23 protein-coding genes are annotated in these 20,544 nt (G+C 62.8%); 16 read left to right on the forward strand and 7 right to left on the reverse strand.

What is annotated here, in order from left to right:
- Positions 1–234: 234 nt before the first annotated feature.
- From BB28_RS25545 to BB28_RS12625, 7 genes are all read left to right on the forward strand, one after another.
- Positions 235–603 (forward strand): hypothetical protein, encoded by a 369-nt coding sequence (locus BB28_RS25545; RefSeq protein ID WP_052740222.1) that lies wholly within the window; start codon positions 235–237, stop codon positions 601–603.
- Positions 604–1,040: 437 nt separating this feature from the next.
- The gene (locus BB28_RS12600) at positions 1,041–2,519 is read left to right on the forward strand and encodes a GMC oxidoreductase (RefSeq protein WP_046253721.1); all 1,479 of its coding nucleotides are present in this window, start codon (positions 1,041–1,043) and stop codon (positions 2,517–2,519) included.
- Positions 2,520–2,570: 51 nt separating this feature from the next.
- Positions 2,571–3,242, forward strand: a complete 672-nt coding sequence (locus tag BB28_RS12605) for a carboxymuconolactone decarboxylase family protein (RefSeq protein WP_046253722.1) — start codon at positions 2,571–2,573, stop codon at positions 3,240–3,242.
- The gene (locus tag BB28_RS12610) at positions 3,242–3,769 is read left to right on the forward strand and encodes a hypothetical protein (RefSeq protein ID WP_046253723.1); all 528 of its coding nucleotides are present in this window, start codon (positions 3,242–3,244) and stop codon (positions 3,767–3,769) included. The genes BB28_RS12605 and BB28_RS12610 overlap by 1 nt, the downstream gene beginning before the upstream one ends.
- 99 nt (positions 3,770–3,868) lie before the next feature.
- On the forward strand, positions 3,869–4,441 hold the full coding sequence (locus BB28_RS12615) for a TetR/AcrR family transcriptional regulator (protein WP_052740224.1): 573 nt from the start codon (positions 3,869–3,871) through the stop codon (positions 4,439–4,441).
- Between the two features lie 9 nt (positions 4,442–4,450).
- Positions 4,451–5,101, forward strand: coding sequence for a carboxymuconolactone decarboxylase family protein (locus tag BB28_RS12620; protein WP_046253724.1), 651 nt, complete (start codon positions 4,451–4,453; stop codon positions 5,099–5,101).
- Positions 5,102–5,285: 184 nt separating this feature from the next.
- Entirely contained in the window at positions 5,286–5,486 is a 201-nt protein-coding gene (locus tag BB28_RS12625; protein WP_046253725.1) for a hypothetical protein, read from the forward strand.
- A gap of 44 nt (positions 5,487–5,530) precedes the next feature.
- Here BB28_RS12625 and BB28_RS12630 read toward each other — a convergent pair whose 3' ends face one another.
- The gene (locus BB28_RS12630) at positions 5,531–6,343 is read right to left on the reverse strand and encodes a COG4705 family protein (RefSeq protein ID WP_046253726.1); all 813 of its coding nucleotides are present in this window, start codon (positions 6,341–6,343) and stop codon (positions 5,531–5,533) included.
- 188 nt (positions 6,344–6,531) lie between these two features.
- On the opposite strand from BB28_RS12630, the gene BB28_RS25335 reads away from it, so the two are divergent.
- Both BB28_RS25335 and BB28_RS12635 read left to right on the forward strand, forming a co-directional pair.
- The gene (locus BB28_RS25335) at positions 6,532–6,693 is read left to right on the forward strand and encodes a hypothetical protein (RefSeq protein ID WP_165690401.1); all 162 of its coding nucleotides are present in this window, start codon (positions 6,532–6,534) and stop codon (positions 6,691–6,693) included.
- A gap of 41 nt (positions 6,694–6,734) precedes the next feature.
- Positions 6,735–7,412: a response regulator transcription factor gene (locus tag BB28_RS12635; RefSeq protein ID WP_046253727.1), complete on the forward strand. Its 678-nt coding sequence runs from the start codon at positions 6,735–6,737 to the stop codon at positions 7,410–7,412.
- Here the strand turns inward: BB28_RS12635 and BB28_RS12640 are convergent.
- The 4 genes from BB28_RS12640 to BB28_RS12655 form a co-directional block, all read right to left on the reverse strand.
- Positions 7,373–8,743, reverse strand: coding sequence for a sensor histidine kinase (locus tag BB28_RS12640; protein WP_046253728.1), 1,371 nt, complete (start codon positions 8,741–8,743; stop codon positions 7,373–7,375). The genes BB28_RS12635 and BB28_RS12640 overlap by 40 nt on opposite strands.
- A gap of 101 nt (positions 8,744–8,844) precedes the next feature.
- The gene (locus tag BB28_RS12645) at positions 8,845–9,306 is read right to left on the reverse strand and encodes a hypothetical protein (RefSeq protein ID WP_046253729.1); all 462 of its coding nucleotides are present in this window, start codon (positions 9,304–9,306) and stop codon (positions 8,845–8,847) included.
- A 91-nt stretch (positions 9,307–9,397) separates the two neighbouring features.
- Complete coding sequence (locus BB28_RS12650; RefSeq protein WP_046255788.1) at positions 9,398–9,772, reverse strand: MerR family transcriptional regulator; 375 nt, start codon at positions 9,770–9,772, stop codon at positions 9,398–9,400.
- A gap of 105 nt (positions 9,773–9,877) precedes the next feature.
- Positions 9,878–11,434 carry a SulP family inorganic anion transporter gene (locus BB28_RS12655; protein WP_419894516.1) on the reverse strand — a complete coding sequence of 519 codons (1,557 nt, stop codon included), beginning with the start codon at positions 11,432–11,434 and terminating at the stop codon, positions 9,878–9,880.
- A 240-nt stretch (positions 11,435–11,674) separates the two neighbouring features.
- On the opposite strand from BB28_RS12655, the gene BB28_RS12660 reads away from it, so the two are divergent.
- From BB28_RS12660 to BB28_RS12685, 6 genes are all read left to right on the forward strand, one after another.
- Entirely contained in the window at positions 11,675–12,241 is a 567-nt protein-coding gene (locus BB28_RS12660) for a TetR/AcrR family transcriptional regulator (RefSeq protein WP_046253730.1), read from the forward strand.
- Positions 12,238–13,206: an NAD-dependent epimerase/dehydratase family protein gene (locus BB28_RS12665; protein ID WP_046253731.1), complete on the forward strand. Its 969-nt coding sequence runs from the start codon at positions 12,238–12,240 to the stop codon at positions 13,204–13,206. The genes BB28_RS12660 and BB28_RS12665 overlap by 4 nt, the downstream gene beginning before the upstream one ends.
- Before the next feature lie 72 nt (positions 13,207–13,278).
- A complete protein-coding gene (locus tag BB28_RS12670) occupies positions 13,279–13,962 on the forward strand; it encodes a phosphatase PAP2 family protein (RefSeq protein WP_052740226.1) in 684 nt (227 codons plus the stop codon).
- A 1-nt stretch (position 13,963) separates the two neighbouring features.
- The gene (locus BB28_RS12675; protein ID WP_046253732.1) at positions 13,964–14,923 is read left to right on the forward strand and encodes a cytochrome c oxidase assembly protein; all 960 of its coding nucleotides are present in this window, start codon (positions 13,964–13,966) and stop codon (positions 14,921–14,923) included.
- Positions 14,924–14,996: 73 nt separating this feature from the next.
- Positions 14,997–15,536, forward strand: a complete 540-nt coding sequence (locus BB28_RS12680; RefSeq protein WP_109550674.1) for a hypothetical protein — start codon at positions 14,997–14,999, stop codon at positions 15,534–15,536.
- 64 nt (positions 15,537–15,600) lie between these two features.
- Positions 15,601–16,488 carry an aminoglycoside phosphotransferase family protein gene (locus tag BB28_RS12685; RefSeq protein ID WP_046253733.1) on the forward strand — a complete coding sequence of 296 codons (888 nt, stop codon included), beginning with the start codon at positions 15,601–15,603 and terminating at the stop codon, positions 16,486–16,488.
- A 4-nt stretch (positions 16,489–16,492) separates the two neighbouring features.
- Here the strand turns inward: BB28_RS12685 and polA are convergent, their stop codons facing one another.
- Together polA and BB28_RS12695 are read right to left on the reverse strand one after the other, a co-directional pair.
- Entirely contained in the window at positions 16,493–19,201 is a 2,709-nt protein-coding gene (gene polA, locus BB28_RS12690; protein ID WP_046253734.1) for a DNA polymerase I, read from the reverse strand.
- A 32-nt stretch (positions 19,202–19,233) separates the two neighbouring features.
- Entirely contained in the window at positions 19,234–19,641 is a 408-nt protein-coding gene (locus tag BB28_RS12695; protein ID WP_201257838.1) for a winged helix-turn-helix transcriptional regulator, read from the reverse strand.
- 131 nt (positions 19,642–19,772) lie between these two features.
- On the opposite strand from BB28_RS12695, the gene BB28_RS12700 reads away from it, so the two are divergent.
- Positions 19,773–20,483: an SDR family NAD(P)-dependent oxidoreductase gene (locus tag BB28_RS12700; RefSeq protein WP_046253736.1), complete on the forward strand. Its 711-nt coding sequence runs from the start codon at positions 19,773–19,775 to the stop codon at positions 20,481–20,483.
- Positions 20,484–20,544: the final 61 nt, after the last annotated feature.

The raw sequence follows: 20,544 nt of genomic DNA on the forward strand, positions 1-20,544 counted from the left end.
GAGACGCGTCTGCGTGGCCTGGCTGGCGACCCCGCCACGCTCAAGCAGAATCTGCGACGTCCGCTCTGCCGAAGATGTATGGCCGGTAAAGGAATCCGCGAACCCGTCTACTGCTACCTGCCAGCACACCTCACGGTCTGTCACCGGCACCGACGTTGGGTCGGACCGCCTGCGAATACCCTCGACGACCAACTTGATCTGCGGGGTCATCCTCAGGTTCTTCGGGCTGCCCGAATGCACTGGCGCCTGGCGAATCTGTACGCCGAACTGGACCTGCGCGCGGCGCTCGGCGATGCGCGCCACATGCTGGGCTATTGGGCTCACGCCGAGCAGCGCGAAGCGGCCGCGATTCTGCGGGGTGGACTACACGCACACGTGTCGGCCTATCCCGATGTGATCTCGATCGCCGCGACCTTGCTCACCGCTCGACCGCAGATCGAACATCCTGACAGCTCAACGGTATCCGCCTCGACACTGCTGATCGTCCGTATCGGCGAACGCACCACCACCCACCACAATGACGCCACTCCCGTTGAGCAATGGGTACAGAACCGGCGGCAGGTGAGCAAGGTGTCGGGCGGTCGCTTGTCAGGGGCTCCTTAATCAGGGGGCTTCGAAAAAGCTTCGCAGTGCACCCAGATCGGACGGCAACTCGTCGACATCGACGGTGACGAGTATGCACCGATCTGCAACGGTGATCGGCTGCCCGCGGTCCCTCTGCGACGGTACACGTGGGCTTCGTGGGGCTACGCCGCACGGAGGCGATCTCCTCTGTCCCGGGATCCTTGATCAAGCACCGCGGGTGGTTGCATTGCGTTCCGTCCTGTTCTAGCATTTGGTCACGAGACCAAAGAATGGATTCTGGCTAGCGCCGCCTGGCGGCGTCTGGAAAACGAATCTGCGAAGCAGGGCGGAGGCGCACTCGATGCAAACCGAGCTGGCTCGCCACTCGCTGGCAACGTGCTGGGTCAGTTCGCTTCGAGCGAATCGGTAATACATTGCCTACGAATGTGTCCCGGCCGTGTGGCGACTTTGATGTTGTGGTCGTCGGCTCTGGGTTCGGCGGTGCGGTGACATCGGCCCGGTTGGCTGAAGCCGGGATGAAGGTGCTGGTCCTCGAACGCGGTCCGTGGTGGGGTGTGGCTGGCGATTCTCGGCCTAAGGAAGTCACCCGACCATTTCCCCGCGGTCTGACGGGGATGCCGGGGTTTCTCCGCGGCCTGACCAGGGCCAACGATGATGGACAGCGAGTCCTGTGGTCACGTCCGACCGGGTTGTTCGACGTGCACCTGTGGCCCGGTGTGACGGTTGTGGTCGGCAGCGGTGTCGGCGGCGGTTCCCTGGTCTACGCGGGGTACCAGTCCCGTCCGGCGGCCGGATTCTTCGATGACCACTTTCCTGCTGAGATCTCCGATGCTGACATGGCACCCTACTTCGAGATGGTCGAAGCGATCCAGCAACCGCAGCCGCTGCCACACCCGGTTGCTTCGCGTGAGGTCTTCGCCCGGGGGCTCGCACGCGCGGACCTGGGGGCGGCTGAATCACCCGTCATGGGTATCCAGTTCGGCGACCCCAGCACCCCGCGATGGCGGAACAATGCGGTCGGCAACCCGCAACAAACGTGTCGCGCCTGTGGTGCCTGCGTCATCGGATGTGAATACACCGCCAAGACAACGCTGGATCACACGTATCTCACATTGGCGCGGCGCCACGGCGCCGATATCCGTGCGCTGTGCGAGGTGACCGCGATCGGCGGTACCGACCACCGCTACGAGGTGGCCTGGCACGACCACCGGGACGGAACCGATCATTTGATCGTCACGCCGCAGCTGGTTCTGGCTGCCGGCACGGTTGGGACACTGCGGCTGCTGTACGCCGCCCGCGACAAACACCGCAGCATGCCCTGGCTGCCGCCCGCGCTGGGCAAGAACTTTTCAGGCAACGGGGACTATCTGGCGATGCTGAGCCGAACTCGTTCGGCTAAACATGATGGGCGACACGCAATGTTTCAGAATGTGCACCACTTGGCCGACGGCGGATTCATCGGCGAGGCCGCCCCTCCGGTTGCCCAACTCCCGCTGCCCGGACCGGTGCGCCGCTGGTTATCCGAAACCGTGTTTCTGTTCGCCACGGGACGCGAGCCCGGGATTCAGTTGCTGGCCGCCAACGGTGTCCCGTTCGCCCCTGCATACAAGGCGATCAATGCCGATTTCTACGCACAGACGGGCGATCGGGTCAAACGCATCGCCGAGGCCTACCAGCCTTCCCGGTTCCGTGGGAACTGGCCCGGCGGACAACGAAGCCGACGGCTGGTCACCGTGCACCCGGTTGGGGGTGCTGCGATCGGGGCTACGCCTGATAACGGGGTGATCGACCACCGCGGTGAGGTATTCGGTCACCGCGGGCTCTTCATCGCAGACGGCTCCATCTACCCGGCCGCCCCGGGGGTGCCTCCGTCGCTGGGGATTGCGGCGATGGCCGAACGGCAGGCCGCATTGATGACTGGGGTGGGGTCGTGACACCGGCAATAACCACACCGGGTAAGCAGAAACTCTGAAGGGAGCTGGGAAATGGTGTTCACCAAGAAGTCGGCGCGAGCCGATGGAAAACCCATTGGGAAAACCTATACGCTGCGTGAACTGGCCGCCGCCCTGGTCCGGTTCGTCCCACTGGCACCCCGCGCCGCTATGGTGTGGGGCCTGCGCCGGATGGAACCGAGTCAGCGTGAACAGGTCATGCTGACGGTCGCCCGGGCAAACGGCTGCCGGTACTGCAGCTATATCCATCAGGAATGGGCCATCCGCACCGGCGCGTCCGACGAAGAAATCGCGCAACTGGAGGGCACCGATCCCGCGGCCTTCGACCGTGGCAGGTGGAGCGCGCTTGTCTACGCGAGATCACTGGCTGAAAACGACTTCGGGACGCCGCCTGCCGAGATCGTCGCCGACGCGGCCCGCCACCATAACGCGGGTGAACGCCACAACATTGAGGCCGTCGCGCTGGTGATGACCATCGTCAACCGATCCGCGAACACCATGGATGCTCTGCTTTGCCGCCTGCGCGGCGAACCCGCTTCACAGTCACTGGGAGCCGAGGTGGCCATCACGGTCGGCCTTGCTGCGATTGGCCCGGTCATCGTGCCGGCGCTGAGCGTCATTTTGCGCAAGTCCCCGTGGCGATTGCTTCGTGAGTTCCGCGCCTTCACCGCCGGCGAGACGCCCAACGATGCGCAGGCCGCCTGATGGACCTTCACAGCGGCCAAGACCCGACTATCCCTGAACCCGACGGCCGAGCACCGCAGACATCGCCTGTCCAGGAGGCCGTACCGCGGGACAGCTCCAGCGTGTCGGTGCGCACGATGGCCGAATGCGAACAGCTGTTTGATCGCTTGACTGCCCAGCCCGCAACCACGCTCAACGGTGTGTTTCGTGGCCGTCTGGCGGCCTTTCCAGTACTTGACGCGCTGCCAGATTGGATACGACGTACGGTCGCCTTGCTCGCCCCGCACCTACGGTTTCCTTGGTATGGCAAGTCCTTTGACGGTGATCACGGCGCCAACGTCTGGTTGACCTCGACCGGTCGCTTCCGGCGTTTTAGCTACAGCGTGCAGTATCGGGAGCAGCGCATGCGACTGTCGTATCAAAGCCCGGACAACCCGCGATTTCTGCGCGGGCTCGAAGCTGAGATACGTGAACTCGTACCGGGCCACTTCCTGTGCCGGGCCATCCATCGCGGCACGGCGGTGCTGTACTTCACTCTCGAAGCGTAGAAAACTCAGGCTTGCCGACACCCATTGCCGCCAGCCATCCCGCCGCTAAACCGAAGCCGAAGGATAGGGGCCATCGCACCACGACACCGCGCAACTGACATGCGCACGAAGATTCTCAACAGCGCTGCACGGCGTTTTCGCGCGCAGGGCTACCCGGCCACCACGGTTCGCCAGGTCGCCGACGATGCCGGAATGCTGTTGGGCAGCCTGCAGTACCGCTACGCCAAGAAAGAAGGACTGCTGATCGCAGTCATGGAGAGCGCGGTGGACCGCACCACCGATGCCATCCGCCAGGCGATCGCCGGCAAGCACCGGGTCGATGACCGACTGCGCGCGGCGATAACGGCTTACCTTGAGACGCTGTGGAGCGGGAACGACGCACTCTATGTCCTGCTGTATGACTGGCGCTCCCTCAAGGGCGGAGACCGGGAGCGGGCCGCGCTGCTACACGAGCGACTCTTCTCGCTCTTTGACGGCCTGTTCTATGAAGCCGCCGGCGCCGGCTTCATCTCCGCCGACATCGACATCCCCATGCTGAGGGACCTGTGGCTGGGGGCGCTGAACTGGACCGCCGACCATCCACCAAACAAGACCGCCGAACAGATCAGCGAACTGCTGTGGACGGTCCTCACCGAGGGCACCGCGCAGCGTCGCGCGGAGCAAGACCAATGAGCGAAGCCGATGATTCCTGTGTCACGCGATCATGTTTTTGACGTCTTCAACAAGCGCACCTATACCGTCGCTCAGTTGTGGGCAGATCTGCGGCGCGTCGACTGGAAGATCGGAGCCGATGTTTGGCTCCGTCACACAGTGGATCGGCGAACGCGAGAAGCCATCATGCTGGCGGTATCCCACGCCCACGACTGCCGCTACTGTACCTTCATCCACCGCGAATGGGCGTTGCGCACCGGCCTTCCGCTGTCGGTGATCTCAGGAATCGAAACACCCGCCGACCCGCACCAGAAACAGACCATCGGCTCACCACACGACCCGCAATGGCTGGCCACCACCTACGCCGAAGCATTGGCACGCGCCGACTTCGGCCCAGTCTCGCCGTTGCTCGAAACCGCGGTGACGGTCGAATTCGACAGCGACCACCGCAGCCGAATCGAGACGATCGCCCGGATCATCACGATCTTGAACCGCAGCACCAACACCTTCGATGCGCTTCTGGCCCGACTGTCGCGCGATCCCGTTGATAACAGCAGGCTTCGCGATGAACTGGCAATCTCCCTGTTCGCCTGGGCAGTCACCCTTCCCATGTTCCTCACCGCCGCATTGATTCGCCGCGAATCTCCTCGCCACGTCCTGCGCCGGTTTCGACGTTCCTAGACAAGGCAATTGCGCTTCTGCAAGCTGTTAGTCCACGTAGCATCGCGTAGCTACCTACCAACCGAACACGACTTGCCCCAGATTGGATGAGAAAGCCCAGCGGACCGATTCTCATTCAATCTGGGGCAACGCAGGTCAGAGGCGGCGTTGTGCCCCAGATTCACTGAGAACGGACACTTAGGTCATGTCCAATCCAGACACACTGAGCAATGACCGCGGGCTGCTTGATGGACCCATGTCCGGTAGCGGATTCGCGACGTCAGCGAGTCGCCGCCGAGAGATCGCCAACGACAACTGGATGGTTGCGAAGTCCGTGATGTTTTGTGGCGCAGCGACGGCAGTTGTCGCGATTTTCGGCTGGATGGCTGAATCATCGTTTGCGTGAAAAACGATGTTATGTAACGGTTTACGTTATCCATTAACCGCTCATTAGTCTCGGATCAGCTCACGTGAGTCCGAGTCCGGATCATCCTCGGTCATGTTAACCGGCGCCTTGCGGTATCCGAAAGCGATACCAACGATAAGGACGGTCAACAATGCTGCCGAGGTTCCCCAGGTGCCGAGTGCCAACCCGCCCTTCTCAATTGGCTTGGACAGCAAGTCGCCGACAGTGGCACCCAGGGGGCGCGTGAGAATGAATGCCGCCCAGAACAGCAGGACGCCGGAGATGTTGGTGAGGTAATGCGCGGCCAATATGGCGATCATGACCGTGGCGATGAGGGCGGCGCTCCCCCAGTAACCGAGCCCGGAGCTGTCGGCCAGGTAGTCGCCCAGTGACGTGCCCAGGGTGTTGGACAGCAGGATTGCGGCCCAGTAGAGCATTTCGCCGCGCAAGGTGCTGATGTTGGCGACATCGAAGGTTTCGCGCGTCAGCTTCCAGATTAGGAACACGACGGCGAGGCCGGTGACCAAAAGGGCCGCCCCTGCGCCGTAGCCCAGGCCGCCGTCGGTGTCTGTCCCCGACCCGGGGCCGCGGTTGACCAGATCGGACATCGTGGTGCCGGCGGTGCTGGTGGCGGCAATCACGGTCCAGTACAGGGCTGGGTGGAACTGCCGAGCACGCAACTGAGCGAGCAAGCTCACCACGAACACTCCGATAAACAGGACGGACGCTGCGGCATAGCCGAGGCCCAGGGTTTGGGCGATCAAGTCCCCGCCGGTCTCCCCTAGCGTCGTCGCCGCGATTTTCAGGATCCAAAACAACGCGGTGACCTGGGGAAGCTTGTAGCTCGATGCAGCCATACGCCCATCATTTCGTGGTAGCAGTCAACAATTTCCGCCCGCACCGTAGCCGCCTGGCGCTGAGGATCCGCTGAGAACCACAGCGCCTCCGGCGCTCAGCGTGCTCACAGGTCCCGGATGCGAACCTGGTGTCATTGCCGGGCAATTGGCCCCGGATCCCAACAGGTTTCATACGGAAAGGACCGATGATGACGAGCACTCGGCGAGAGACGGCGACCCTGATCATCGGCGCTTTGATGTTGTTCGGTGCGGCCGCGACGGTAGCCGAGGCTCAGGAGCGGGCGCACGAACGCACGATGTCGGTGACCGAGCCCGTGCCGGTCCCGGGCGCCACACACCCGGGCCTGTAAGACTGACGGCGGCTTAACGTAGCTCGGGAGAAGGATGCACAGTGCGGGTTCTGCTCGTAGAAGATGAACCACTGCTCGCGGAGACGGTGACGGCCGGACTACGTGCCGAAGGATTCGTCGTGGTCACGGTCGGCGACGGGGTCGACGGACTGTGGCAGGCCACCAACGAACAGTTCGACGTCATCGTGCTGGACATCATGTTGCCGGGCCTGAGTGGCTACGAGGTACTACGCAAGCTGCGGGCCGCACAAGTGTGGACGCCGGTGCTGATGCTCACCGCCAAGGACGGCGACTACGACCAGACCGACGCCTTCGATCTAGGTGCCGACGACTATCTGACCAAACCCTTCTCGTTCATCGTGCTGACAGCGCGCCTGCGCGCGCTGGTGCGGCGCGGCGCCCCAAAACGCCCGGTGGTGCTCACCGCCGGCGAGATCTCGCTCGATCCATCACGAAAGGTTGTCGAACGCGCCGGCGCGACAGTGCCGTTGACACCGCGCGAGTACGGCTTGCTCGAGTACCTGCTGCGCAATAAGGACACCGCGGTCACGAAAACCGATATTCTGCAGAACGTTTGGGACAGTCACTACGACGGCCCGGACAATGTGGTCGAGGTGTATGTGGGCTATCTGCGCCGCAAGATCGGCACACACCAGATAATCACCGTTCGAGGTGTGGGCTATCGGCTCGACTCGGGCGAATACGCCAACGGCAACTGAACCGTCACAATCGTCCCCACACCGGCGCGGTCTCCAATGACCACGGTGCCATCATGGGCGGCAACGATTTCGGCAACGATCGCCAAGCCCAGTCCGCTGCCGCCCGCCTGGCGTGAACGATCGGCATCCAAGCGGACGAACCGTTCAAAAACCCGGGCACGCTCGGCGACCGGAATGCCCGGGCCATCATCGAACACCTGCAGAAATGCGCTGTCCACATCGGCGCACACCGTGAGGGATACCTCCGTGGCGGCATGCCGGGCCGCGTTGTCGGCGAGATTGCGCAGCACCCGAGCCAGCCCGAGCGCATCACCGCTCACCTTGACCGCATCCAGCTTCGCCGAAATCTGCAGTGGAGTTTCGCGTTTCAGACGTGCCACCTCGGCGGACGCCAGATCGTCGAAGTCGATCTCGGTGCGGCGCATTGGCAGCCCATGCTCATCGGCTCGCGCCAAAAGCAGGAGATCCTCCACAAGGGACTGCATCCGATGAGCTTCGGGCAACAACGCCGTTTGCACCAGCGTTCTGTCGAACACCTCGGGATGAGTTTGCGCGATCTCTAACGCCGAAATCACCGTCGCCAACGGGCTTCTCAACTCATGGGAGGCGTCGCCGACGAACCGGCGCTGCGCGGTGTGCCCGGCCTCAATCCGGCTGAGCATCTCGTTCATGGTGACTGCCAGCGCCGAAATTTCATCGGCACGATCGGGCACCGGCACCCGTTCACCCAGATCAGAGGTACTGATCTGGGTGACCCGGGAACGGATTACATCCACAGATCGCAAGGAGCGCCGCACCAATAGATACGTCACTACCGCGGCCACCAACGCCACTACCGGTGCGGTGACCGACAGCATGGTGGCCACCGTCGAGGTCATCGACTCGATCGGCTCGATACCGCCGCCCACCAATACCGTGTACCGGCCTTTACTGCCATCTACTGCGACCGAAGCCACGCGAATATCGTCATCGGCAGTGGCAGAAACACCCACTTGATTTCCCTGAAAAGTATTGCTGTGCATAGGGATCAACGGAACCTTCGGCGCCGAATCCGAACGTCTCGCTATCTGGCCGCTCGCGTCGACGATCTGGACTCCCACGATCCGCTGATCGGTGGCCAACAACACCGGCTCCAGTTCATCGGGTGGTTCCCTACTTAGCCACTCAGCCACCGCCACCGCACGGGCATTGGCCGCATCATCGACATCGGCGCACATCGAGCGATACAGCAGCACCACCGATACCGATCCCACAATCATCAAACTGGCCAGGACTACGGCGGCGGCCACCAGCGCCGAGCGGGTCGCAATCCCGCCACACCATCGCCGCAAACGAACGCGTATGCGACTCCTCACCGTCGACCCCACAGGCGCATCACCAACGCTGGATGCCCTGTCGTGGCAGGCGAGCACATACCGCAATCATCTCAGGCCTACGACCGCCCAGAAGCCGTCGGCGCAGGAACAGGCGTAGCTGAGGAGGACGCGGGCGTCTGGACACGTTCACCATCCCGACGTACCTGTTGGCCATCGCTTGACTTACCTTCATCATCGCCGGGACGTTGGCTCTCGGCGCCATCGCGGGCCCAGCGCTGATCGATGTCGCCGTCATCTTCGTCGGCTTCATGGTTATGTGACCGGGACTCGCTGTGCCCGCGACCATCCCGGCCATACTCGTCACCAAACTGGCTACCCGCCCAAACCCCGGCACCGAATGTCAGCCCCAGCACCGCGACCACAGCAGCCGCTGCACCTGCAATTGCTGCTACCCGGGTGAACACCGACAGGCTGGAACTTTTCCGCCTCTGGCTGGTTTCTGGGCTCGGTTCAGCGGTCTGTACGTCGGCGTCCTCTGCAGGATCGGGAGACTTGTTGGTGTCATCAATGTTCGACATGGCTCGACAATGCCCGTCAGTCGCTGAGACTTCGCTGAGAACAAGGCCCCGCCACACTGCCCTATTCACACCTGAGCCCACCATGATTACCTCACTGTTTGGTACGAGTGGTGAGAACCTGGTCGAGTTCTTCGGCGTACGCCAGATGTTTGCGGAGCCTGTCGATGCTGTCCCGGGTCCGGGCTTGACACCGCTGCAAGTAGTCGGTGGCTGCAGTCTTTTGAGCGATGGTGGCGGCGGGCTCGTTGACGGTGTCGATGGCTTCGAGCAGCTCTTTCATCTCGTTGAGGGTGAAGTCGAGGGGTTTCATTCGGCGGATGACCAGGAGGCGCTCGATGTCGGCTTCGGTGTAGAGGCGGAAGCCTCCTGTACTGCGCGCCGACGGGGTCACCAGGCCGACCTCGTCATAGTGGCGGATTGTGCGAATCGACAGTTCGGTGCGGGCAGCGACTTGCCCGATCTGCATGTTCGCGTTGTCTATTTCCGTCACCGGTCAGTGCACCTGTGCCCTTCTGCAACTGCACGTTTGTGTGCTGCCAACTGTAGTCAGGCCCGCAGAGCCGTTGCGGGCCTATTGGTGACTGGCACCGAATCGTCCGGTGAGCCGGTCGTGGCGGACGGCTGAGTCTCGGTTCAGGCCCACGATTTCGACCTGCTTGCCTCTGGCTTGGTACTTGGTGGTAATCGCGTCCAGTGAGGCGACGGTAGAAGCGTCCCAGATGTGGGAATCGGTCATGTCGATGGTGATGCGGTCGGGGTCGCCGGCGTAGTCGAACTGGTACACCAGGTCATTACTGGATGCGAAGAACAGTTCTCCGGTGACCCGATAGATCGCTGTGCGGCTGCCCGTGTCTGAGTGTTGTTGGGGCTGTTCGGTTCTATGGACAGTGACCAGATGCGCGACGCGGCGGGCGAACAGAACCATGGCAGTGAGCACCCCGATGATGACGCCATAGGCCAGGTTGTGGCTGATCACTGTCACGATCACAGTGGCTGCCATGACTAGGGTTTCGCTGCGAGGCATGCGACGCAGCGTGGCCGGGTTGATGCTGTGCCAGTCCATGGTGCCCACGGAAACCATGATCATCACTGCAACCAAGGCCGCCATGGGTATGCGGCCGACGATATCCCCCAGTCCGACAACCAATCCCAGAAGGAAGGCCCCGGCTAGGAAAGTTGAGATACGCGTGCGTGCACCGGAGACTTTTACGTTGATCATGGTCTGGCCGATCATGGCGCATCCGCCCATGCCGCCAAAGAACCCGGTGACCACGTTGGCCACGCCTTGTCCCCAGCCCTCGCGGGTCTTGTTGGAGTGAGTATCGGTGATGTCATCAACCAGCTTGGCGGTCATCAACGATTCAAGCAGTCCAACCAAGGCCATCGCCAACGCGTACGGCGCGATGATTCCCAATGTGTGCATCGTCCACGGCACACGCGGAATGAATAGCGTTGGCAGACTGGACGGTAAAGTGCCTTCATCGCCGACGCTGGGCAGGTGGAGCGCAAGCACCATCACCGCGGCCGTCAGGGCCACAATGGCGACCAGCGGTGCGGGCACCGCAGTGGTCAGTTTCGGTAGAAGCACCATGATCAGCAGCCCCACCCCGACAAATGGATAGACGAGCGCGGGAACGCCGATCAAGTGCGGCAATTGGGAAGTGAAGATCAAGATGGCCAGTGCGTTGACGAAGCCGACCATGACGCTGCGTGGGATGAACCGCATCAGCCGGGCCACTCCCAGTGCACTGAGCAGGATCTGGAACAGTCCGGCCAGAATGACTGTGGCGATGAAATAGTGCATGCCGTACTCGCGCACAACCGGCGCGATCACGAGAGCCACTGCCCCGGTCGCCGCTGAAATCATCGCCGGGCGCCCACCAACTATCGCAATGGTCACCGCCATCGTGAACGACGCGAACAAGCCGACTCGTGGATCTACCCCGGCGATCACCGAAAACGAGATCGCCTCAGGGATCAGCGCCAGGGCCACTACCAGTCCAGCTAGAACCTCCGTGCGCATCCGCGACCAGGACCGCAGCGTCGCCCACACCGACATGCTCGGGTCATCTGCTTCACGCACGCCCGGTATGGCAGATGGTTGTCTAGACGGCACAGCGTTCTCCATTCATATTGCAGCACAACAGCATCTACCTTGGCGGGAGACGTGGGATGCGACGGATGCGGCACTGCACCCCTATCGGAACGCCGGCAGCTCAGGAATCTTGAAGCCGGCAGATTGTCCGTAACTCTACCCTCACGGAAGGGTAGAGTTGCAACCCTGTCGGGCGGGTCGCGAGTCGGCGCGTGGCGTAGATCACTATAGCGCTGCTATAGACAAAGCTATAGCAGCGCTATAGTGAAAATCATGGACGCACGGGCAACGCTATTGGCCTCTGCTTTGGAGGTTCTGGAGCACCGCGGAGAGGCAGGCTTCTCGACGCGCGCAGTGTGTGCGATGGCCGGCGTCACCGCCCCAACTCTCTATCACCACTTCGGCAATGCGGACGGCCTGCTCAGCGCCGCGATCACTGAAGCGTTTGCGCAGTTCCTCGCGGGTAAGAAGGCGGAGACCTTCTCGCCCGATCCCCTGGTAGCGCTTGGGCAGGGATGGGATAACTACGTCCGCTTCGCCGCCGAACGTCCACGTCTGTATGCCGCAATGCTGGTCCGCGTCCTGCAGGGAGCCAGCATTCCGGCCGCAGATGCGGCACGTGGCCTTCTGATCGAACGTCTTGAAGCCGTCGCTGCCAACCGCCGACTTGCCATGGATGTGCAGGCGGCCGCGGACCTCATCTGGGCCTCTGCGCATGCCGCGTCATCGCTGTACCTGCTGGACACCGAACGGCAACCTGATCCGATCGTGATCAATGCCCTGCGCGACCGCGCCATCCAATCCATTTACGCACCCAACGAAAGTGACAAGCAGACATGAAGATATTTGTTACCGGCGGCTCCGGGTTCCTCGGTGCGCGCCTGATTCCCACGCTCGTCGGCGACGGGCACGAGGTGTTCGCGCTGGCGCGGTCGGCGTCGTCCATCGACACGGTGCGCGCACTCGGTGCCACACCGGTTGAAGGAGATCTGGAAAGCCCCGAGAAACTCTCGCTTCCGAGCGTCGACGCGGTGATCCACGCCGCTGCGCACTTCCGGTTCGCGGGCCCGCGTGCCCCCTACTTCCAGGCGAATGTCGTTGGCACCGAGGCGCTTCTGGCAGCAGCTCAAAAGGCTGGCGCTAACACATTTGTCTACATCAGTGCCGCTGCGCTGGTCATGGACGATCGTGGGACACCCCTGCGCAACGTTGATGAGACGGCGCCCACCTACCCGAATAGCTTCTCCGGGTACATCGCAAGCAAATCTCAGGGCGAGGCGGCAGTCCTCGCTGCGAACCGGCCCGGGTTCCGCACCCTCGCGCTTCGTCCACCCGGTGTTTGGGGTCCTGGCGGTCCGTTCAGCAAGCAGCTTCCCGCGGCCGTGGAGTCCGGACAATTCGCATTTATCGCGCGCGGCGAGTACCCGGTGTCCACGATCCACGTCGATAACGTCGTCGAGGCGGTCCAGTGCGCGCTCGAACGCGGCACCGGCGGTCGTCCCTACTTCATCAACGATCGTGAACCCGTCACCTTCCACGAGTTCGTGGCCGGTCATGCTGCGGCGTCAGGCGTTTCGATCGATGGCCTGCGATCCATCCCCTACCGGGTGGCCTTTACCCTCGGACGTGTTCTGGAGGCCGTCGCGACTTTGCGCTCAGACAAGGGCGATCCGCCGCTGACACGCACGATGGTGCGATTGATTGGACGCGAATTCACGACCGACGATTCGGCCGCACGCCGCGAACTGGGTTACGTCGGAAAGACAACACGCACCGAGGGGCTGAACGCGATGGCACTCGGCTGAGTGCTGCCAGCTGATTCTCAGGTGTGAGATCTAGCCTCATTCGTCGGTCCCGGAATCGACGAGAAGGATGCGATGGCTTTCAGCGTGAGAAATCTTCGCCCCGAAACAACGAGCACACGGATCGCTGCGGTTCTCGCCGCAGCTCTGTTCGTGGTCTTCGCGACATTGGCTGCAACAGCGCACCATTACGGCTCGGGCACCGCTGTCGATCACCACGCGTTGGGCTGGTTGGAGATTCATCGGCATGGTTGGCTCACCGCGGTGGCGATCGTGGTCACCCACCTCGGTAGCCCGACGGCGGTGTCTATCGCGACAGTCATCGCGGCACTGGTGATCTGGCGTTTCACACGCTCGGTGAGAACCGCTGCCACCGTCGCCGTCGCGGTCGGGGCCGCATTCCTCCTTGCTGCGGTGGCGAAATGGACTGTTGGAGAGCATCGTCCGCCCGGAGATGCTCAGCTGGTTGCCGAAAGCGGCTGGTCCTTTCCCTCCGGGCACGTTACGGGCACGACCGCTCTCGCCGGGATATTGACTGTGGTCGTCGCCTACCGGTACCGCGATTGGCGACGGCATGCGGCGCTGTTGGGGACGATCGCTGCGGTGCTGTCGGTGGCCGGTAGTCGTCTCTATCTCGGAGATCATTGGATGGTCGATGTTTTGGCGGGGGTCGTGCTGGCGACAGCTGTCGTGATCATCGCGGCCGCCGCACTTCACCGTGCCAGCGCGACCTCCCACGCTCCCCGGGGCATCGCCTGAGATGTTTGCACCCTCCGAGCCACTCACCTGGACGATGCTCTGGTGTGCATGGCATTTCGATGCGGCCGCGGCCGTGTGCACTGTCTTGCTCGGCGCGAGTTATAGCTGGGCGCTGGCTCGTGCGCGGCGCCGTCAGGTGACCATCAGTGCCGCCTCGGCGAGCTGCTTTTTCGTCGGAATCGGTTGCTGGGCGCTGGCATGCATGAGCGTCATCGGTGTCTATGCGCAGGCCCTGTTCTGGATGCGTGCACTGCAGGTTGTCTTGCTACTGCTGGTTGTCCCGTTCTTCTTGGCCCTGGGGCGGCCGGTCACTGTTGTGCGCAGCGCACTGCATCCGCGCATGCTGGACAGATTCGATAGCGCAGTGTCGTCGATGTCCGCGCGCGTGCTCACTCACCCGCTCACCACATCTCTGGCGATGCTGGTCACCCCATGGTTGCTCTATCTCACGCCCTGGTACACGGCCTCCCTCACAGTCGGCGCGCTCGGTGCAGCGACAAGAACAGTGTTGGTGTTCATAGGGTTTGCGTACTTCTACGCGCGCCTTCAGGTTGACCAGGTACCCCGCAGGTACCCGCAGCTGATCTCACTGCTGATCAGCGTGGCCGAGACGATCGGCGACGGAATACTGGGTTTGGTGCTGTGGCAGGGTCCGCTCGTGGCATCGGCCTATTACCTGGCGTTGCACCGCTCTTGGGGACCGGATATGCGAACCGATCAGACCTATGGTGCCGGGATTCTCTGGATCCTCGGCGACGTCCTTGGGCTTCCTTTTCTCCTGCTGCTTATGCGTGCACTATCGGCCGACGACAAAGCGCAGGCAGCCAGGATCGACGAGGAACTCGACCAAGCCGACCAGGCTACCACCGATCTGGGCGACTCGGCGGCACAGGACCAGGGCCCCTCGACGCTATGGTGGGAGAACGACCCACAGCTGCGGGAGCGGTTCGGGCAACGCTGACATCCGCGTCCTGAGTGATCTTTCCCTTGTCAACTTCTGCACACATCGTCTATTTTTCGGGCAGTATGGACAGATGGATGTCCCACGGTGCGGCCTGCCGTCGCCCGTCGACTCGCCGTTATCGGAGTCCGCTCCGCGTCAGCGCCCACCACGGCCGTCCTCCCCCGCAGTCGACATCTCGACACCCATCGGCCGTGCCGTCGCGGGCTTCTATCTCGCTTTCGAGGCCGTCGACGATTCCGACAGGCTTCGTGAGGCCACGAATCGACTTGGCCAGCCTGATGCCCCCGAGACCGACACCCGCGAGAAATACCTCGCGCTCGCCCGCGCCATCACCACCGTGGAGACGATCCGCCGCCACGCCGGGAGCACATTGCGCGAAATCAGCGCCCGCGCCGCACGTACGGCCGCACGCCTCACGCACGATTCGGCAGATCTGCCTTCGGACATCAACGACGCAATCCATGCCGCTGTGCGTAGCGAGTCCATTGCCGTCTGCGAGCGCGCCGTGCAGCTGATCAACGATCAGACCCGCGTGGTGCTGGATCTGGACGAGGTAACGAGCACCATGACGGTGCCTGGCTGGTTAGCGAGCCGTGGCCTGACGCAGTAATGGTTGGGCTGGTAATTGGCTTGCATGCCAGGTATATCCCCGCGAATGCTTTTAGTCCGTGGACATGCATCCCCGCCAGCTGGATATCACCATTCCCGTGGCGCGTGCCCTGGTCGATGACCAATTTCCTGAATGGCGCCACTTTCCCATCACGGCTGTCGACGGGCACGGAACGGTCAATGGAATCTTTCGGCTCGGCGACTGTCTCGTATTGCGCTTCCCGCTAGAAGGCGTTGACTCCCGGATAGTTTTGAAGCAACTGGAGGCTGAGTCTGCCGCTGCGAGAAAACTCATGGGGCGCCTACGGTTTGCATCACCTCAGCCGGTGGCAATCGGAAGACCAGGCGCAGGCTACCGGTTGCCCTGGTCGGTGCAAACATGGCTGCCGGGCGTGGCGGCCACCGACCGCGACCCCGGCGACTCAGTGGGCTTCGCGCAGGATCTCGCTGCGCTTGTTGCGGACGTTCGTGCCATCTCTGTCGAAGGCAGAACATTCGGTGGCGCGGGCCGAGGTGGCGAGCTGGCCAGCCACGATGCCTGGATGCAAACATGTTTCGAGCGCAGCGAAGGATTGGTCGATGTACCCCCACTGCGCCGAATGTGGGCCCGAATGCGACAGCTGCCGCGCGGACCGGAATCCGATGTCACAAGCCACTGTGACCTGATGCCGGGAAACCTACTGGTGTCCAGCGGCTTACGCCTGGCGGGTGTACTTGATGTCGGTGGCCTCGGGCCTGCTGATCCGGCACTGGACTTGGTGTGTGCCTGGCACCTTCTGAATGCGGGTCCTCGCAGAGTGTTCCGAGAACATCTACACGTGGATGAACCGCAATGGCAGCGCGGTCGTGCGTGGGCATTCCAACAGGCGATGGGACTGATCTGGTACTACGAAAGGAGCAATCCCACCGTAAGCAAGATCGGTCTCCGCACTCTTAACCGACTGCTGGTCTGACGAACTAGTGGGCCGCGGCATCCCAACTGCGCCCGTACCCCACCGAAACCTCCAGTGGCACATCCAGCGGATATGCCGAACCCATGGTTTCGCGAACCAATGCTTCCAGCGTCTCCCGCTCGCCGTCGGCCACCTCGAACAGCAGCTCGTCATGCACCTGAAGCAGCATGCGTGACTGTAAGCCTTTGTCGCGCAAAGCATTGTCGGTGGTGATCATCGCGACCTTGATGATGTCGGCGGCGCTCCCCTGGATCGGTGCGTTGAGAGCCGCGCGTTCGGCCGCCTCGCGCCGCAGACGATCGCCGCTGTCCAAGTCGGGCAGGTAGCGGCGTCGGCCGAGCACTGTCGAGGTGTATCCGTCCTTGCGCGCCTGATCCACCACGGCGTGCAGGTATTCGCGAACGCCGCCGAATCGCGAAAAGTACTGGTCCATCTGCTCTTTTGCCTCATCGTTAGAGATCTTGAGCTGGGTGGCAAGTCCATAGGCCGACAATCCGTAGGCCAGGCCGTAGGACATCGCCTTGACCCGCCGGCGCAGCTCGCCGGTGACCTCGTCGATCGGCACCCCGAATGCGCGGGCAGCCACAAACGAGTGCAGGTCCTCGCCCGTGTTGAACGCTTCGATTAGGCCTTCGTCGGCCGACAGATGCGCCATGATGCGCATCTCGATCTGGCTGTAATCCACCGTCATCAACTCGGAGTAGCCCGAGCCCACCACAAATCCGTCCCGGATCTCACGACCGGCCTCGGTGCGCACCGGGATGTTCTGCAGGTTCGGCTCGGTGGACGACAACCGACCGGTGGCCGCGATCGTCTGGTTGAAGGTGGTATGGATACGCCCATCGGCGGCAACGGATTTCAGCAGCCCATCGACGGTGACCTTCAGCCTGGTGACGTCGCGGTGTGTGAGCAGATGCTCAAGGAACGGATGTCCGGTCTTGTCGAAAAGCGTTTGCAGGGCATCGGCATCGGTGGTGTAGCCGGTCTTGGTCTTCTTGGTCTTGGGCATGCCGAGCTCGTCGAACAACACAACCTGCAGCTGTTTCGGAGAGCCCAGGTTGATCTGCTTACCGATCACCGCGTAGGCGGCATCGGCTGCCTCACGGATACCGGTGGCGAACTGGTTCTGCAGCGAGGTCAGGTGGTCGATGTCGACGGCGATACCAACGGATTCCAATCCCGCAAGCACCCGCTGGACCGGCAGCTCCATGTCGGCCAGCAGACCCGACGACTCGATACGTTCGAGTTCGACGTCGAGTGCATCGGCGAGGTCGATGACGGCACGGGCACGCAGCATCTGGGCCTGAGCAGCCTTGGCATCACCGGCGCCGTCGTCATCGAGTAGCGAAAGCTGTTGCTCTCCATCGTCTTCGGCGCGTAGCTCGCGGCGCAGATACCGCAACGACAGGTCGTCGAGTGCAAAGCTGCGTTGCCCCGGGCGCACCAGGTAGGCCGCGAGAGCGGTGTCGGAGGTGACACCGTTGAGCTGCCACCCACGCCCAGCCAGTGCGTGCATGGCTTGTTTCGCTTCGTGTAGAGCCTTGGGGCGAGCTTCGTCGGCAAGCCACGCGGCCAGAGCTGCTTCGTCCTCTGGCGTGACCGTGGTGGTGTCGATGTACGCACCATCGCCGTCGGCCGACGCGACGGCCACCGCCATGGCATCGCCGTCATAGGGCGTGTACGCCCCGACGATGGCTAGTCCGCTACGGCGACCATCGGAGGTGTGGGTGGCCAGCCAGTCGGTGACAGTTCCCGGCTCGAGTGCCTGGCCCACCAGCTGGAATCCCTCGTCTACCTCGGGCTCGACAGCCTCCAGGGTCTCGAACAGCCTGTCACGCAGTACCCGGAACTCGAGATCGTCGAAGAGCCGGTGGATCTGATCACGATCCCAGGGGGCCAGCGCCAGTTGAGCAGGCACATACGGAAGCGGCACCGTCCGAACCAGATCGGTGAGCTCGCGGTTCAGGACCACCGAGGCCAGGTTTGCGCGCAGTGAGTCGCCGACCTTTCCGCGCACGGTGTCGGCCTTGTCGATCAATTCCTGCAACGAGCCGTACTCGAGGATCCACTTGGAAGCGGTCTTCTCGCCGACACCGGGAATCCCGGGCAGGTTATCGCTCGGGTCGCCCCGCAGTGCCGCGAAATCCGGGTACTGGGTGGGCGTCAGGCCGTACTTCTCGACCACCGCCTCCGGCGTGAACCGGGTGAGGTCGCTGACGCCCTTGCGTGGATACAGCACCGTCACGTCCTCGTTGACCAGCTGCAGCGAGTCGCGGTCACCAGTGACCACATAGACCTTGAAACCCTCGGCCTGTCCCTGCGTGGCCAGGGTGGCGATGATGTCGTCTGCCTCGAAGCCCTCCTCGGCGAGCACGGTGATGCCGAGTGCCTGCAGGACTTCCTTCGTGATGTCGATCTGTCCGCGGAATTCATCGGGTGTGGCCGAGCGGGTGGCTTTGTACTCGGGATACCGCTCCGAGCGGAACGTCTTGCGGGAAACGTCGAAGGCGGCTGCCACATGTGTGGGCGCCTCATCGCGCAGCAGGTTGATCAACATCGAGGTGAACCCATAGACCGCGTTCGTGGTCAGGCCGGACTGCGTCTTGAAGTTCTCGGCCGGGAGTGCATAAAACGCGCGGAACGCCAGCGAGTTACCGTCGAGCAGCAGGAGGGTCGGCTGTTTGGTTCCGGTCTTCGTTGCAGACGCAGTCACCCTCCTACCCTAAGCAACGGGTGCGACAGCGCCTACGACCCCGATGCGTTGTCCAGCGCGGCGTCGAACACAGCTCTGTGACCACGGATCTGCACGTGATGGGTGCGTGCCCAGAGCACCAACGCGGCGGAGATGCCGTGCAGGTCGATTCCCAGCGGCGTCAGGGCGTATTCGACTCGGGGTGGCACCTCGGCGAACGCGGTGCGCGTGACCAGCCCGTCGCGGCGTAAGAGCATCAACGTGCGGGTGAGCATGCGCTGCGAGATGCTCGGAATGGCCTCGTGCAGCTCCGTGTATCGGCGCGGGCCATCGTGCAGGGTCGCGATGATCAGCACGCTCCACTTGTCGCCAACGCGGTCGAGGACCTCGCGGATGAATTCACCTTCGACCAGCCCTACCCCGGCACAGATGCTCGGCAATGCCGGACTGGCGGAGGTCATGTCGAGATCGGTCATTACGCACATCCTTGTTCGCGGGCGCACACGTGTGTGCCTTTTGTAGGAGGTCCAAAACATCTCCATGATGGTGCTACGCACATATCGGAAGAAATGATATGACCTGGAGGTTAGTCATGGACAGAACAATGCTTGTACTGGGTGCTGGTAGTGGCACCGGAGCCGCGGTGGCGCGGCGGTTCGGACGCGAAGGATTCCACGTTGCGGTGGTCGGCCGCCGCCGCGAACCACTGGACACCTTGGTGGCAGACCTCGCGGGAAGCGGAGTGAGCGCGACCGCGTTTTCCGTGGACCTCACCGATGACATCCGCGTCGAGGAACTTCTCGCGGCAGTCGACACCGCATTGCCGCCAATCGAGGCGATTTACTACGGCCCCTCGTCGCCGGTGGCATTCACCCCGGCGCGCGATCTCACCGCGACCGAGGCCGACCATTACTGGGCGCTGTTCGTGCGACCACTGATCCGCACGGTGACCGCCGCGCTGCCGGGGATGATTGACCGGAAACGCGGAACGATCTTGGCCACCATCGGCGGTACCGGGGCCAGAGCGATGCCGGAGATGAGCGGGCCTGGGCCGGCTGCCGCTGCGGCACGAAATTATTTGCAGGGCTTGCATTCTGAGATGGCACCGCACGGTGTGTACGTCGGGCTGTTGACCATCGGGGCCCTCATCCTCGGCAGCGAGATGGCGGCGATAACACCCGGGGACGCCCGCGAGTTTCCGACGGTCGAATCGGCAGTACTGGCTGAGCACCTGTGGGGTATGTCAACTATGCGCAGCACGTTCGAGAATTTCGTGCCGCGGGACTCGGCCTTCCAGCCCTGATCCCGCTGTGCGGGACACAAAACTGACACACGTTTCAATTCGTTCGCGAGCATGGGTAATC

It is taken from the genome of Mycobacteroides chelonae CCUG 47445 (assembly GCF_001632805.1).
GTDB classification, from domain to species: domain Bacteria; phylum Actinomycetota; class Actinomycetes; order Mycobacteriales; family Mycobacteriaceae; genus Mycobacterium; species Mycobacterium chelonae.

What these genes read in the sequence shown, in the direction of transcription:
- BB28_RS25545 (WP_052740222.1), top strand. Translation starts at nt 235, where the DNA reads ATGCACTGGCGCCTGGCGAATCTGTACGCCGAACTGGACCTGCGCGCG.
- BB28_RS12605 (WP_046253722.1), top strand. Translation starts at nt 2,571, where the DNA reads ATGGTGTTCACCAAGAAGTCGGCGCGAGCCGATGGAAAACCCATTGGG.
- BB28_RS12610 (WP_046253723.1), top strand. Translation starts at nt 3,242, where the DNA reads ATGGACCTTCACAGCGGCCAAGACCCGACTATCCCTGAACCCGACGGC.
- BB28_RS12615 (WP_052740224.1), top strand. Translation starts at nt 3,869, where the DNA reads ATGCGCACGAAGATTCTCAACAGCGCTGCACGGCGTTTTCGCGCGCAG.
- BB28_RS12620 (WP_046253724.1), top strand. Translation starts at nt 4,451, where the DNA reads ATGATTCCTGTGTCACGCGATCATGTTTTTGACGTCTTCAACAAGCGC.
- BB28_RS12625 (WP_046253725.1), top strand. Translation starts at nt 5,286, where the DNA reads ATGTCCAATCCAGACACACTGAGCAATGACCGCGGGCTGCTTGATGGA.
- BB28_RS12630 (WP_046253726.1), bottom strand. Translation starts at nt 6,343, where the DNA reads ATGGCTGCATCGAGCTACAAGCTTCCCCAGGTCACCGCGTTGTTTTGG.
- BB28_RS25335 (WP_165690401.1), top strand. Translation starts at nt 6,532, where the DNA reads ATGACGAGCACTCGGCGAGAGACGGCGACCCTGATCATCGGCGCTTTG.
- BB28_RS12645 (WP_046253729.1), bottom strand. Translation starts at nt 9,306, where the DNA reads ATGTCGAACATTGATGACACCAACAAGTCTCCCGATCCTGCAGAGGAC.
- BB28_RS12650 (WP_046255788.1), bottom strand. Translation starts at nt 9,772, where the DNA reads ATGCAGATCGGGCAAGTCGCTGCCCGCACCGAACTGTCGATTCGCACA.
- BB28_RS12655 (WP_419894516.1), bottom strand. Translation starts at nt 11,434, where the DNA reads ATGGAGAACGCTGTGCCGTCTAGACAACCATCTGCCATACCGGGCGTG.
- BB28_RS12660 (WP_046253730.1), top strand. Translation starts at nt 11,675, where the DNA reads ATGGACGCACGGGCAACGCTATTGGCCTCTGCTTTGGAGGTTCTGGAG.
- BB28_RS12665 (WP_046253731.1), top strand. Translation starts at nt 12,238, where the DNA reads ATGAAGATATTTGTTACCGGCGGCTCCGGGTTCCTCGGTGCGCGCCTG.
- BB28_RS12670 (WP_052740226.1), top strand. Translation starts at nt 13,279, where the DNA reads ATGGCTTTCAGCGTGAGAAATCTTCGCCCCGAAACAACGAGCACACGG.
- BB28_RS12675 (WP_046253732.1), top strand. Translation starts at nt 13,964, where the DNA reads ATGTTTGCACCCTCCGAGCCACTCACCTGGACGATGCTCTGGTGTGCA.
- BB28_RS12680 (WP_109550674.1), top strand. Translation starts at nt 14,997, where the DNA reads ATGGATGTCCCACGGTGCGGCCTGCCGTCGCCCGTCGACTCGCCGTTA.
- BB28_RS12685 (WP_046253733.1), top strand. Translation starts at nt 15,601, where the DNA reads ATGCATCCCCGCCAGCTGGATATCACCATTCCCGTGGCGCGTGCCCTG.
- BB28_RS12695 (WP_201257838.1), bottom strand. Translation starts at nt 19,641, where the DNA reads ATGACCTCCGCCAGTCCGGCATTGCCGAGCATCTGTGCCGGGGTAGGG.
- BB28_RS12700 (WP_046253736.1), top strand. Translation starts at nt 19,773, where the DNA reads ATGGACAGAACAATGCTTGTACTGGGTGCTGGTAGTGGCACCGGAGCC.